Consider the following 13,419-nt stretch of genomic DNA (forward strand, 5'->3'; position numbering starts at 1 on the left):
AAGCACCCGCGGGTGCTTTTGTGTTTTCTGCTGCGGTATTCTGCTTGAATCTTACATGCTGGCGCGCGAAGCGGGCATGACGCTGGCCATCTGCGCCATCCACGGTTCCGTGATGGTGCGGATTTCCCGGTCATTCGCGAGGATCTGCTTGAGCAGGTCGATCTTGCGCTGGCGCGCGGCGCCGGCCAGGGCGGGGACGTTGCCCGGCAAGGTGGGGCTGGCGGCGCTGGCGCACTGGTTTTCCAGCGTGTTCAAGCCATCCCAGTCACTCGCACGTGCGGCCACGACCATTTTGCTGGTCATTCCTGCAATATTTTCGTACATCGAGAGAACGTCGTTGGAGGTCATGAGCACACCCGTAACTAGTGAATGGATTACCGCTTGTCCAGATTAACGGCAGGTGTACGGGGAACTTGAGGGTGTTTTTGAAAATAAATGAAAATAATTTGGCTTATTTTCAGCAGCCCCCCGGCATCGCCCGCCAGGCCGCATGGATGGCGGGGCGCCAGGCGGCGATGGGGGCGGGCGAGGGGGTTATTTGACGAGTTCTTCCAGTCCCGCGGCCAGTTCGGCGGGCGGCGGCATCCTGTCCACCAGCACGGACGGCGGCAGGCCCAGCGATTCGGCCACGTCGCCGGGATAGCAGGCGATGATTTCTTCATTGCTCAGTTGATTTTCATCAATGCGCGCGCGCCAGGCGGCCAGGTGGATGATGGCGGCCAGGCGGTTCAATGGCGGTCTTGCCAGGGGATCGGGAAAGGCGGCGATGGCGTCGGCAAACGCGGGCGGGAATTTCCAGCGCCGTGCCAGTTCGGCGCCCACCTGCGCATAGTCATAGCCCAACGATACCCGCTCCGCGTCCAGGCGGCGGGCGTCGAGCGGGGGCGCGATCTTGTCGAGCTGCATGGCTTGTTCGGGCATGGCCGCATGGATCACCAGTTGCCCGATGGCATGCATCATGCCGATGGTGAAGGCCAGCTCCTGGTTGTCCCCCGTCTGCCTGGCGATCCAGCGGGCGGACACGGCGGTGTGCAGGCTGTAGCGCCAGAACTGGGGCAGATGCAGGCCGGGCACGGTCTTGAAGCCGCTCACCAGGCCCGAACTGATGACGAGGGTGCGCACGGTCACGAAGCCCAGCATCAGCACGGCGTCTTCCACCGTGCCGATGCTGCGCGAGACGTGGTAATAGGCGGAATTGGCCAGGCGCAGCAGCTTGGCGCTGAGGGCCGGGTCCGCGCCCAGCTGGCGGGCGATGTCTTCCGTGGAAATGGCGGGGTTGTCGAAACTGCGCACCAGCTCGTCGACGATCTTCGGGGCGGCAGGCAGGGCATGGGGATGCTGGAACAGCGCGTCCAGTTGCATGGCGATCTCCTTGGCGTTGGCGCGGCACGGTGTGGGGTCGTGAAACTATATGCCGATTTTTTGTTCCCATGCAAAAAAGATCACGCACGCTGTTTTCACGGGAAACAGGCTATGATTTTGGCTATTCCATTGAAAGGATCACCATGCACGGTTTGCGTTTTTCCTGGCGCCAAACGCCAGTCCAGGCTGCCATCGCCCTCGTCCTGGCCGGCGCCACCCTGGCCAGCCTGCCTGCCCAGGCGCACGGCCAGGATGGGGCGGCTTCCGCTCCCGCCGCCGTCCCGGCGAAAGTCTTGCCCGGCGACGACTTTTACGACTACGTGAATGGCGACTGGATGCGCAGCACGCAGATTCCCGCCGACCGCAGCAGCTGGGGGTCGTTCGCCATGCTGGCCAACGCCACGAACGAGCGCATCATTGCCCTGATCGAGGGCTTGTCCGCCACGCAACAGGCGAGCGCTGGCGCGCGCCAGGTCAGCGATTTTTATCGTACGTATATGGACGAATCGGCTATCGAAGCGAAAGGCTGGGCACCGATCAAGCCGCTGCTGAAGAAAATCGATGCCGTGCACGACCGGGCCGGGCTGGCGCGGGCGCTGGGCGAGAGCTTGCGTGCCGACGTCGATCCGCTCAATTCCACCAATTTCCATACGGAAAACCTGTTCGGCCTGTGGGTGGCGCAGGACTTGAACGACACCACACGCAACGTGGCCTATCTGCTGCAGGGCGGGCTGGGCTTGCCCGACCGCGCCTTCTACCAGGATGGCAGTGCGCGCATGCAAGGCTTGCGCACGGGCTACCAGGCGCATATCGCCGCGATGCTGGCCCTGGCCGGCTACGGCGATGCGCCGGCCCGCGCCGCGCGCGTGTTTGCGCTGGAACAACAAATTGCCGCGAGCCACGCCAGCCGCGAGGATTCCGCCGACGTCGCCAAGGGCAATAACGCGTGGCGCGCGGCCGACTTCGCCAGCAAGGCGCCGGGGCTGGACTGGTCCGCCTTCTTCCAGGCGGCGGGGCTGGGCGCGCAGCAGGACTTCATCGTCTGGCATCCGACGGCCATGCGGGGCAGCGCGGCGCTGGCGGCGAGCGTGCCGCTGGCCACGTGGAAGGATTTCCTCGCCTTCCACGCCATCAACCATTTCAGCACCACCTTGCCGAAAGCGGCGGCCGGGCAGCGCTTCGCCTTCTATGGCCAGACCTTGAGCGGCACGCCGCAGCAGTCGCCGCGCAGCAAGCGGGCGCTGGCGGCGACGAACGAGGCCCTCAGCGACGCCGTCGGCCAGCTGTATGTGGAGCGCTATTTCCCGCCGGAGTCGAAAGCCCGCGTGCAGGCGATGGTGACGAACATCGTCGCCGCCTTTTCGCGCCGCATCGACAAGCTCGACTGGATGGCGCCGCAGACCAAGGCGCAGGCACAGGAAAAGCTCAAGACCCTGTACGTGGGCGTGGGCTATCCGGAGCGCTGGGAAGACTATGCGGGCTTGCGCGTGGTGCGCGGCGACGCGCTGGGCAATGCGCAGCGGGCGGAGCAGTTCCACTACCGGCAGGAACTGGCCAAGCTGCGCCAGGCACCCGACCGCAAGGCCTGGGCCATGCCGGCGCAGCTGGTCAATGCCGTCAACCTGCCCCTGCAAAACGCGCTCAATTTCCCCGCCGCCATCCTGCAGCCGCCGTTCTTCGATCCGGCAGCGTCCGATGCGGCCAACTATGGCGGCATCGGCGCCACCATCGGCCACGAGATCAGCCACAGTTTCGACGACCAGGGCGCCCAGTTCGACGCCCAGGGCAAGCTGCGCGACTGGTGGACGCCGGCTGACCTGGCGCATTTCCAGGCCGCGTCCAAGCAATTGGTGGCGCAGTTCTCCGCGTATAAGCCGTTCCCCGACCTGGCCGTGAATGGCCAGCTGACCCTGAGCGAAAACCTGGCCGACCTGGCCGGCGTGGCGGCCGCGCACGACGCGTTCACCCTGTCGCAGCAGGGCAAGCCGGCGCAGGCCGACGCGGACCGGGCCTTCTTCACGGGCTACGGCATCAGCTGGCGCAGCAAGGCGCGCGAGGCGGCGGCGCGCCAGCAGATCCTCACGGATGGCCATGCGCCTGCGCAATACCGCGCCGCCACCGTGCGCAACCTCGACGCCTGGTACCCGGCCTTCGACGTCCAGCCGGGCCAGCAGCTGTACCTGGCGCCGGAACAGCGCGTGCGCGTCTGGTAGGTATTGCTAGGCCGGCGCGTACGGCGCCGGCACCGTAAAATGGCGGGATTACCGATTGGAGCGCCATGAAGCCGACCCCGCCAGACCAGCAAGACCAGTTGCACGCCATCACGGGCCGCACGCTGGCCCATTACGACGCCAGCGCCGAGCAGTTTTTCGCTGGCACGCGCGACCACGACGTCAGCCAGAACATCGCCGCGCTGCTCGGCGCCATCGGCAAGCCGGCGCCGCTGGCCATCCTCGACCTGGGCTGCGGCCCCGGCCGCGATCTGAAGGCGTTCACGGCCATGGGCCACCACGCGACGGGCGTCGATGGCTGCGCCCGCTTTGTCGAGATGGCGCGCGCCTACAGCGGCTGCACCGTGTGGCAGCAGGATTTCGTCGACCTCGACCTGCCGGCCGCGCACTTCGACGGCGTGTTCGCCAATGCCGTGCTGTTCCACGTGCCCAGCGCCGCCTTGCCCGGCGTGCTGGAGGCCCTGTACGCCTGCTTGAAACCGGGCGGCGTGCTGTTCAGTTCGAATCCGCGCGGGCAGAACGAGGAAGGCTGGAACGGCGCCCGCTATGGCAGCTACCACGACGAGGCGCGCTGGGCCGCATACGTGCAGGCGGCCGGCTTTACCCTGGTGGAGCAGTATTACCGTCCGCCGGGCTTGCCGCGCGAGCAGCAGCCGTGGCTGGCCACGGTCTGGCGCAAGCCGGCCTGATCGGCGTACTTTGGCTGAATTTGGGCATGTGTTAGGAACCGTACATAGTTTTTACGGCCTCGGGCTTACTATGGATACATCGACACGCAGCAAGCAGCGCAAGCCGCTTCGAGCAGCGTGTGAGCCGCAGTACCGGCCCTTCGGGGCAGGACAACAGATGTACCAACTACAGTGAGGATCCATCATGAACAAAGATCAAGTCGAAGGTAAACTGAAGGAAGTCGGCGGTAAAATCCAGGAAGCCGCTGGCAAGGTCGTCGGCAGCGAAGAACAGCAAGCCAGGGGCCTGGCAAACCAGGTCGAAGGCAAAGTGCAGAAGAAAGTGGGCGACGTGAAAGATGCGGTGGAAACCGTCACGCGCAAGCCATAATGGTGGACACCTGACAAGACCTGCTGCGCGTCGCGACTTGCGGCCTGCGATGCGCACTGTGCCAGAGCACAGTTCCGCTTCTCGGCCACGCGGCTTCCGCTCGCTACGGTCCTGTCAGATGTCGTTACTGTGCTTGATCGCATTGAGCATTGAGCACAGTACACAACAAAAAACCGCCGCCTGTCGCGAGACAGGCGGCGGTTTTTATTGGTGGGCGCGCTTTACTTCGCTACGCCCAGGTTCTGCTTGAAGAACATCTCGATCTTCCTGTACACGTGGCGCTGGCCTGCGCGCGACGAGATGCCGTGCTTGGCGCCCGGGTACGTCATCAGGTCGAACTGCACGCCGCGGTTCACCAGCGCATCGATCAATCGCGTGCTGTTGCTGAACAGGACGTTGTCGTCGGCCATGCCGTGCACCAGCAGCAGCGGCGACTTCAGGCCGTCCAGGTGGGCGAACACGGTGCTGGCCTTGTAGCCATCGACGTTTTCCTTCGGCATGCCGAGGAATTGCTCCGTGTAGTGGGTGTCGTACAGCGACCAGTCGGTGACGGGCGCCACGGAGACGCCCATGGCGATCTTGTCGGACGCGGCCGACAGCAGACGCAGGGTCATGAAGCCGCCATAGCTCCAGCCGAACACGCCGATGCGTTTCGGGTCGACGAAGCTTTGCTTGCCCAGCCAGTCGATGCCCACCAGCTGGTCGGCCACTTCGGCCGCGCCCAGGTTGTGGTAGATGGCGTCCGTGAAGGCGCGCTCGCGGCGCGAGGAACCCCGGTTATCGAGGCGGAAGACGACAAAGCCCTGCTGCGCCATGTACTGGTCGAAATTGTTGCCCCAGCGGCGAGCCACGTGCTGCGAGTGCGGGCCGCCGTAGGTCGACAGGAAGACGGGATAGCGCTTGGCCGCGTCGAAGTTCGACGGCTTGACGATGGAGTAGTACAGGGTCTGGCCATCGTTGGCCTTCAAGGTGCCGTATTGCGTCGGCAGGTGGTCCGCCTTGTATTTGGCGTACGGGTGGCTGGCGTTCAGCGCATTTTCTTCCAGCCAGCCCACCATGGCGCCGTCCGGACGGCGGATGCTCACCTGCGGCGGCGTGGCCGGGTCGGAAAACGTGTCGACGAAGACTTCGCCATTGCGCGAGAACGTCGTGTCGTGCCAGCCGTCGGCTTTTGTTACGCGCTGCGGCTTGTCGGCCGTGCTGCCGTCGATGGCCAGGGCGTAGGTCTGCTTGTCGATCACGGCGTCGCGGTTCGAGGAAACAAACACCTTGCCCGTCTTCTGGTTCACGGCCAGCACGCTGTCGATGCCCCATTCGCCGGACGTGACCGGGTGCAGCAGCTTGCCGCCCATGTCATACAGGTACAGGTGGTTGCGCCCCGTGCGCTCGGACGACCACAGGAAGGTGCCGTTCGGCAGGAAGCGCAGGTCGTCATGGATGCTGACCCAGGTTTTGGACGTTTCCGTCAGCAGGGTGCGCTGCGCCAAAGTAGCGGCATCGACGGCGACCAGGTCGAGGGTCTTCTGGTCGCGCGACTGGCGCTGGTAGACGAGCGCCTTGCCGTCCGCGCTCCAGTCGGCGCGCACCAGGTAGATGTCCGGGTTCGTGCCCAGGTCCACCTGGCGCTGCACGCCCGTTTCCGGCGAGACGATCAGCAGCTGCACCAGCACGTTCGGGTCGCCCGCGGCCGGGTAGCGCTGCTCGACGACGTCCGTGCGGTCGGCGAAGATTTCGAAGCGGCGCACCACGGGCACGGGCGCTTCGTCATAGCGTTTGTAGGCGATGGCGGAATCGTCGGGCGCCCAGTAGTAGCCCGTGCGCTGGCCCATTTCTTCCTGCGCCACGAATTCGGCTTCGCCGTTATGGATGGTGCCCTTGCCATCGGTGGTCAGCTGGCGTTCCTTGTTGGTCTTGAGGTCGATCACATGGATGTTCTGATCGCGCACAAACGACACGTAGCGGCCTTTCGGCGAGATCTTCGGGTCCAGCACATTGCCCTTGGCGACCAGGCGCGCCTGGTCCGGGTGGGCCGCATCGACCAGGTACAGGTTGCCGGCCAGCGGCACCAGCAGCTGCTTGCCGTCGGGCGACCAGCTGTAGCTGAGAATGCCGTTCAGGCTGGCCGTGCGCTCGCGTTCGCGGCGCGCCTGTTCTTCGGGCGAGATGGTTTCATTCGGCACCAGCGCCTTGGAATCGACCAGGCGGTGCGTGCTCTTGTCCTTCAGCTTGAATTCCCACAGGTCGAGCTGGAACTGGTTGTCGGCGCGGCCGCGCAGGAAGGTGACGCGCTCGCCGTCGGGCGAGACCTTCAGGTTGCGCACGCCGGGGCCGGCCAGCGCCGGATCGGCGTGGATGCGCTCCAGGGTCAGCTTTTCGGCCGATGCGGGAACGCTGGCCATCGCGGCCAGGAAACAAAGAATAAAACGCATGGATGTCTCGGTAGTTGGAAGAATGAAGGGCACGGCCTGCATCGCGGGGAAGGCTGGCGTGAGCGATGCCCAAGCGTAAGACGATACCAGAGCGTGCCGGTTTATGCGATAGCGCTGGCCACGGAATAAGGCCTTGCTGGCCGTATTTTCTTCGTGAAAAATCTCCGGGTGCCGCCCATTCCATGGCGCTTTGCCCATTCAGGCCAATATCGACCCTTCGACGACCGTCACGCACGCGCCGCCTATCCAGGCCTGGCCAGCTCGGAAAGTCACGCACACGCGGCCATCGCGCTGCAAACACGTGCCCTGGCGCACGCGGTAGTCGGCGCCCGCCAGCAGTTGCGCGATGCAGGCGTTGGCGCTGCCCGTGACGGGGTCTTCCACCAGCGCGCCATGTTCGCTGAGCAGGGCGCGCACTTCGTAGTCGGCCGGTCCGTCCGCCGCGTGGGCGCCGTACAGCGCCAGTCCATCGGCCCGCGACGCGGCCAGCAATGCCGTCAGCGCCACGATGTCGGCACAGACGGCCAGGCAGGCGGCGGCGCTGGCCAGCGGCACGCACAGCCAGCGGATGCCCATTTCGACGACGCTGCCGTCGCTGGCCGGCGTGCCGCCCAGCGCCGCCTGCAGCAGCGGCAGCAGGGCCGGGTCGAGCGGGCGCGCGGCGCCGGGCGGCGCCTGGAACGCCAGCACGCCGCCGGCCTGCCGCTCGATCTGCACCAGGCCGACGCCGCATTCCTGCACGATGCGCGCGCCTTTCGGCTGCATGCCCGCGTCGAGCAGGGCATGCGCCGTGCCCAGGGTCGGGTGGCCGGCGAACGGGAATTCCATCTCGGGCGAAAAAATGCGCACGCGGTAGTCGGCGGCCGGGTCGCGCGGCGCCAGCACGAAGGTGGTTTCCGACAGCCCCGTCCAGCGCGCGATGGCCTGCATCTGCGCGTCGTCGAGGCCACCGGCGTCGAGCACCACGGCCAGCGGGTTGCCCATGAAGGGCGCGCTGCTGAAGACATCGACTTGCAGGAAGGGGCGCGGGTGCGGCATGGACGGTTCCTTGGCGGCTGGGTATTTAGCGGGCGGCGCGCAGGCGCTGCAGCGACAGGCGGTTCAGATACCAGGTCAGCAGCACGGCCGCCACCGTCAGGCCCGTGACGAGGCCGATCCAGAAGCCGGCGGCGGCCATCGGCTGGGCCGGCGACCAGGGGAAGCCGGCCGGCGCCAGGCCCAGCACGTAGCCGATGGGCAGCGAGAAGCCCCAGAAGGCCAGCAGCTGGATCAGCATCGGCTGGCGCGTCACCTTGTAGCCGCGGATGGCGCAGGACGTCGCCACCTGCGTGGCGTCGGACAGCTGGAACAGGGCGGCGAACAGCAGCAGCTGCGCGCACAGGGCCTGCACCTGCGGGTCGGACGTGTAGGCTTGCGCGATCTGGTGGCGGAAGACGGTGATCAGGGTGGCCGAGACGATGGCCGCCGTCAGCGACATGGCCACGCCCACCCAGGAAATGAAACGGGCGCGGCGCAGGTTGGCTTCGCCCACGGCGTGGCCCACGCGCGTGACCAGCGCGATGCCGAAGGTGAGCGGCACCATGAAGACGACGGACGAGAAATTGAGGGCAATCTGGTGCGCCGACACCTGGATCACGCCGAAGCGCGCCACCAGCAGGCTGATGACGCCAAAGGCGCTCACTTCGGCAAAGTACGTCACGCCGATGGGCAGGCCCAGGCGCAGCATGGGGCCGATGGAGGCCATCTGCGGCCCTTCCCAGTGCGAGAACGGATACGTGGCATGGTAGGCGGGGGCGATGCGTATCCACGCCAGCATGGCCAGCAGCATCATCCACACGCAGCAGGTGGTGGCCACGGCGCAGCCCACGCCGCCCAGCTTCGGCATGCCCCAGTGGCCGTAGATCAGCAGGTAGTTGACGAAGATATTCAGCGCCAGCGCGGCCAGCGCGATGACCATCACGGGCTTGGTCTGGTTGATGCTGGTGCTGTAGCCGTACAGCGCGCGGTAGGCGGCGAACGGCGGCAGGGCGCAGCTGATGATGTGCACGAAGAGCTTGGCCTTGGCGGCGACCGCCGGCTCGAGCATCAGGTGGTCGAACACCAGCGCCGCCATGTTCGTCAGCAGGCAGGCCACAAGGCCGACGAGCAGCGCCTTCCACAGCGACTGGCGCACGATGTGCGGCACCTGGTCGTGGCGCGCGGCGCCGATTTCATGCGCCACGAGGGTATTGATGGCCATCATGATGCCGCTCACGGTGACGAGCACGATGGACCAGATGGCCGCGCCCAGCGACACGGCCGCCAGCTCCTCGGGATTCGTATGCCCCGTCATGGCCACGTCGGCCGCGCCCATGCCGACCGTGGCCAGCTGGCCGATCAGGATGGGCCAGGCCAGCTTCCACAGCGAGGACACTTCATTGCGGATGGCGGGCAGGGTGAACGAGGTAGTGTGTGGCATGGGCGGCAAGCTTGACTAAAGACAAGATTCTACTGGCATTCGCCGCACTTGTCCGCGCGGCACTTCCTGCCCGGTAATCATTTGTTACAGCTAATAGTGACGAGCGCGGCTAGACTGCGTGCTCTATTTGGCAAGATGACCAAATAGTCACACCGTAACACCCTGACTATGGAGCATGACCATGTTGACACACACCCTGAGGTGCGCCCTGCTGCTGGGCGCCGCCCTGACGGCCGAACTGGCCGCCGCCGGCGAACTGACCCTGTATTCGCGCGACGATTATCTCGGCCGCTCGCACACCGTGCGCGACGCCATCCCCGACCTGGAGGACGTGCGCTTCAATGACACGACGCAGAGCATCCGCGTGCGCTCCGGCCTGTGGGAAGCGTGCGAGGAAGCGGACTTTCGCGGCGCCTGCTTCCTGCTCGAGGCGGGGGACTATCCTTCGCTCGACGGCCACGCCAACCGGATCACCTCGCTGCGCGAAGTGCGCGGCGGCCGGGACGGCAGCTATCCCGGGCGCGGCCATGACCGCGACCGGGACCGCGACTGGGAGCGCGAGCGGGAATGGGACGGCCGCCGCGACCGCGAGCGCGGCTACCTGCCTGGCCGCGCGCTGGGCGGCGAACTGACTTTTTACACGCGCGACGATTTCGCCGGCCGCAGCTTGACCGTGCGCAACAGTTCAGCCGATTTGCGCGAGCGCGATTTCAATGACACGGTGCAGAGCGTGCGCGTGCGGTCGGGCTACTGGGAAGTGTGCGAGGAGGTCCGTTTCCGCGGCCGCTGCCGCACGCTGGGCCCCGGTGACTATGCCAGCCTGGAACGCATGAGCAACCGCATCTCTTCGGTGCGCGAAGTGCGCTGACGCCGCGCGCGGCGCGGCAAGTGACGCCAACAGGCTCCCACGGGGGCCTGTTATTGCTTTTGGTAACAATTTATTGTGCTTTTCGCATACTTTGTTACACCGTTTTTTGTGCGGATGGCTACACTGACAGCAGTTGTCATGTCGATCACTTATCGTTACCGCCACCGGAGACCTCCCCATGAATCGCCCGTTCGCCTTCGCCCTGCTATGCGCCAGTTCCCTGTTTGTCCACCTCGCCGCACAGGCCGGCGAAATCCGCCTGTACACCGACGATAATTTCAAGGGACGCGTGGTGGTCTTGCGCGACACGACGGACGACCTGTCGCGCGTCAATTTCAACGATGCCGCGTCGAGCATCAAGGTCGAGTCGGGCACGTGGGACGTGTGCACGCATTCCGACTTCAAGGGTGACTGCAAGACCCTGGCACCGGGCGAGTACCGTTCGCTGCCGGGCATGAACGACCAGATTTCCTCCGTGCGCGAACTTGGCGGCAGCAGCGGCAGCGGCAGCGGCAGCGGTGGACGGCGCGCGGCGCTGGAACTGTTTGCCGACGGCGGCCAGCGCGGCGCGTCGGCGGGCGTGAATTCGGACCGCGACGACCTGGTCGACATCGGCTTCAACGACCGCGCCAGCAGCGCGCGCATCGAATACGGCTACTGGCAGCTGTGCAGCGATTCCAACTACCGCGGCAGCTGCCGCGTCTTCGGGCCGGGCAGCCACGATGACCTGGGCGGCCTGAACGGGCGCGTGTCGTCGGCGCGCATGGTCGATCCGCGCGAGGAGAACCGTCCGCAAAATAACGAGGGACTGGTGGTGCTGTACGGCCGCGCCTTCCTGAAGGGCCCCGGGCTGCAGGTGAACCGCGATGTCAGCGACCTGGTGCACCTGAACTTCAACGACCAGGCCGCCTCCATGGTCATCAACGAAGGCACGTGGGAAGTGTGCACGGATTCGCAGTTCAACGGCAGTTGCGAGCGCAAGGGACCGGGCAAGTATGAAACCCTGAGCACGACGCTGGAAAAGCGCATTTCCTCGCTGCGCCGCCTGTATTGAGCTTTTTGCGCCGGCTGGCGCTTGTTACAATGGCACCCTGGCGTCCTGGCCAGGCAAATCATCACCAAAGAATGAAGAATGGAGTAAATCATGACGGGCCCTTTCAAACACGCGCTGGCATGCGCGGCGACCCTGCTGCTCTCCCTGGGGGCACATGCGGCCGCCCATGCGGGCGAAATCACCCTGTTCGAGGATGATAATTTCCGTGGCCGCGCGGTGACCCTGCGCGAAACGACGGACGACCTGTCGCGCCTGGGCTTCAACGACAAGGCGTCGAGCATCATGGTGCGTTCGGGAACGTGGGACGTGTGCACGGATTCCGGCTTTCGCGGCAATTGCCGCACCCTGGGACCGGGCGAGTACCGCTCGCTGCCGGGCATGAACGACGCCATCACCTCGGTGCGCGAATCGGGCCGCGGCGATGGCTACAATCCCGGGCGCCCGGGACGCGATCCCGATCGCGGCAACGGCGGCTACGGCCGCGGCTCGACCCTGGAAGTGTATTCGGGCGCGGGCCAGAACGGCGGCTCGGCGCGCCTGAACCGCGACACGGACGATTTCGTCAACATCGGCTTCAATGACCGCACCACCAGCATCGTCATCTACAACGGCTACTGGCAGCTGTGCAGCGATTCGAACTACAACGGCACCTGCCGCATTTTCGGCCCTGGCCGCCACGACGACCTGGGACGCGGCCTCGATGGGCGCGTTTCGTCGGCGCGCATGGTCGACGAGCGCGAGGCGCGGCGCCAGCAGCAGTACGAGCAGCCCTACCAGCAGCCGCAGTATCCGCAATACCAGCAGCCGCAGTACCAGCAGCGCGGCGCCATCGTGCTGTTCCCCGATGCGGGCATGCGCGGCGAACCGCTGGCGCTGGACCGCAACGCGGAAGACCTGGTGCGCTACAACTTCAACGACCGCGCCTCGTCCATCGTCGTCAACGAGGGGCAGTGGGAAGTGTGCAGCGACTCGAACTTCCGTGGCCGCTGCGAAGTGATCGGGCCGGGCGAGTATGGCCGCCTGAATGGCATGGAAAACCAGATCTCCTCGGTGCGCCGCGTGCGCTGATGCCCGCCTGACGCCATGCCGACAGGCCGCCTGCCGGGTGCATCCCGCCAGGCGGCTTTTACATTCCCTGCCGTGTGCTGACATTTGCTTGCCCTTTGTTACACTCGCCGCCTGCCGCCTGGTCTACACTGGCGAAAATGTAATCCGTATTGGAGTTGTCATGGTTCGATCTTTCCGCCCCGCGCTGTTGTGCGCAGCCACCTTACTTGCCCCTGCCAGCGCGCTTGCCGGCGAAATCACCCTGTTCGAGGACGCCGGTTTCCGTGGCCGTCCCGTTACCCTGCGTTCCGACGCGGGCGACCTGTCGCGCATGGGCTTCAACGACAAGACCTCCAGCATCATCGTGCGCTCGGGGACGTGGGAAGTGTGCAAGGACGCCAATTACCGCGGCGCCTGCCGCACCTTGCAGCCGGGCCGCTACAGCAGCATGCCGGGCATGAACGATGCCATCTCCTCGGTGCGCGAAGTGGGCCGTCCCGGCCACGGCGGCGGCGACCACCGTCCTTACCCGCCGCGTCCTCCGCGTCCGGAGCCGGAGCGCCCGTATCCCGGGTATCCCGGGCATGGCGGCGGCCACCGTCCCGACGCGAACGGCGCCGTGCTGATGTTCCCCGATGCGGGCATGCGCGGCCGGCCCGTGCGCCTGGACCGCGAAGTGCGCGACTTGAGCCGCTACGGCTTCAATGACCGCGCCGAATCGATCGTCGTCAATTACGGCCGCTGGGAATTCTGCGTCGACGCCAACTTCCGTGGCCGCTGCGTCGTCATGGGACCGGGCAGCTATGGCCGCCTGCACGGAGGACTGGACCGCCGCATCTCCTCGGTGCGCCGCGTGCGCTAGGCGAATTGCCTTTCCTATTGCGCCGCTGCCACTACACTGACCTTTACTC

12 protein-coding genes are annotated in these 13,419 nt (G+C 65.8%); 7 read left to right on the forward strand and 5 right to left on the reverse strand.

Translation table 11 applies throughout. From position 1 onward, the window contains the following. Nucleotides 1-51: 51 nt before the first annotated feature. Together EBS11_RS21840 and EBS11_RS21845 are read right to left on the reverse strand one after the other, a co-directional pair. Complete coding sequence (locus EBS11_RS21840; RefSeq protein ID WP_365955937.1) at nucleotides 52-303, reverse strand: flagellar protein FliT; 252 nt, start codon at nucleotides 301-303, stop codon at nucleotides 52-54. A 231-nt stretch (nucleotides 304-534) separates the two neighbouring features. Continuing rightward, nucleotides 535-1,362 (reverse strand): HDOD domain-containing protein, encoded by an 828-nt coding sequence (locus tag EBS11_RS21845; RefSeq protein ID WP_290606336.1) that lies wholly within the window; start codon nucleotides 1,360-1,362, stop codon nucleotides 535-537. A gap of 143 nt (nucleotides 1,363-1,505) precedes the next feature. On the opposite strand from EBS11_RS21845, the gene EBS11_RS21850 reads away from it, so the two are divergent. The 3 genes from EBS11_RS21850 (at nucleotide 1,506) to EBS11_RS21860 (ending at nucleotide 4,652) form a co-directional block, all read left to right on the forward strand. Further along, nucleotides 1,506-3,575: a M13 family metallopeptidase gene (locus EBS11_RS21850; RefSeq protein ID WP_290606339.1), complete on the forward strand. Its 2,070-nt coding sequence runs from the start codon at nucleotides 1,506-1,508 to the stop codon at nucleotides 3,573-3,575. A gap of 65 nt (nucleotides 3,576-3,640) precedes the next feature. Next, on the forward strand, nucleotides 3,641-4,282 hold the full coding sequence (locus EBS11_RS21855; protein ID WP_290606342.1) for a class I SAM-dependent methyltransferase: 642 nt from the start codon (nucleotides 3,641-3,643) through the stop codon (nucleotides 4,280-4,282). 184 nt (nucleotides 4,283-4,466) lie between these two features. Then, nucleotides 4,467-4,652: a CsbD family protein gene (locus EBS11_RS21860; RefSeq protein WP_290606344.1), complete on the forward strand. Its 186-nt coding sequence runs from the start codon at nucleotides 4,467-4,469 to the stop codon at nucleotides 4,650-4,652. A 221-nt stretch (nucleotides 4,653-4,873) separates the two neighbouring features. On the opposite strand, the gene EBS11_RS21865 is transcribed toward EBS11_RS21860, so the two are convergent. The 3 genes from EBS11_RS21865 to EBS11_RS21875 all read right to left on the reverse strand — a co-directional run bounded on the left by EBS11_RS21865 (nucleotide 4,874) and on the right by EBS11_RS21875 (nucleotide 9,539). Continuing rightward, nucleotides 4,874-7,081 carry an alpha/beta fold hydrolase gene (locus EBS11_RS21865; protein WP_290606346.1) on the reverse strand — a complete coding sequence of 736 codons (2,208 nt, stop codon included), beginning with the start codon at nucleotides 7,079-7,081 and terminating at the stop codon, nucleotides 4,874-4,876. A 198-nt stretch (nucleotides 7,082-7,279) separates the two neighbouring features. Beyond that, the gene (locus tag EBS11_RS21870) at nucleotides 7,280-8,119 is read right to left on the reverse strand and encodes a PhzF family phenazine biosynthesis protein (protein ID WP_290606348.1); all 840 of its coding nucleotides are present in this window, start codon (nucleotides 8,117-8,119) and stop codon (nucleotides 7,280-7,282) included. Between the two features lie 25 nt (nucleotides 8,120-8,144). Continuing rightward, on the reverse strand, nucleotides 8,145-9,539 hold the full coding sequence (locus EBS11_RS21875; RefSeq protein WP_290606353.1) for an MATE family efflux transporter: 1,395 nt from the start codon (nucleotides 9,537-9,539) through the stop codon (nucleotides 8,145-8,147). Between the two features lie 181 nt (nucleotides 9,540-9,720). Here EBS11_RS21875 and EBS11_RS21880 point away from each other — a divergent pair, with 181 nt between their 5' ends. From EBS11_RS21880 to EBS11_RS21895, 4 genes are all read left to right on the forward strand, one after another. Then, nucleotides 9,721-10,407 carry a beta/gamma crystallin-related protein gene (locus EBS11_RS21880; protein WP_290606355.1) on the forward strand — a complete coding sequence of 229 codons (687 nt, stop codon included), beginning with the start codon at nucleotides 9,721-9,723 and terminating at the stop codon, nucleotides 10,405-10,407. 178 nt (nucleotides 10,408-10,585) lie between these two features. Then, nucleotides 10,586-11,461, forward strand: coding sequence for a beta/gamma crystallin-related protein (locus tag EBS11_RS21885; protein ID WP_290606357.1), 876 nt, complete (start codon nucleotides 10,586-10,588; stop codon nucleotides 11,459-11,461). A gap of 90 nt (nucleotides 11,462-11,551) precedes the next feature. Next, nucleotides 11,552-12,529: a beta/gamma crystallin-related protein gene (locus EBS11_RS21890; RefSeq protein WP_290606359.1), complete on the forward strand. Its 978-nt coding sequence runs from the start codon at nucleotides 11,552-11,554 to the stop codon at nucleotides 12,527-12,529. Nucleotides 12,530-12,689: 160 nt separating this feature from the next. Beyond that, a complete protein-coding gene (locus EBS11_RS21895; protein WP_290606361.1) occupies nucleotides 12,690-13,370 on the forward strand; it encodes a beta/gamma crystallin-related protein in 681 nt (226 codons plus the stop codon). Nucleotides 13,371-13,419: the final 49 nt, after the last annotated feature.

It is taken from the genome of Janthinobacterium sp. (assembly GCF_009923995.1).
Classification (GTDB): Bacteria; Pseudomonadota; Gammaproteobacteria; order Burkholderiales; family Burkholderiaceae_D; genus Janthinobacterium.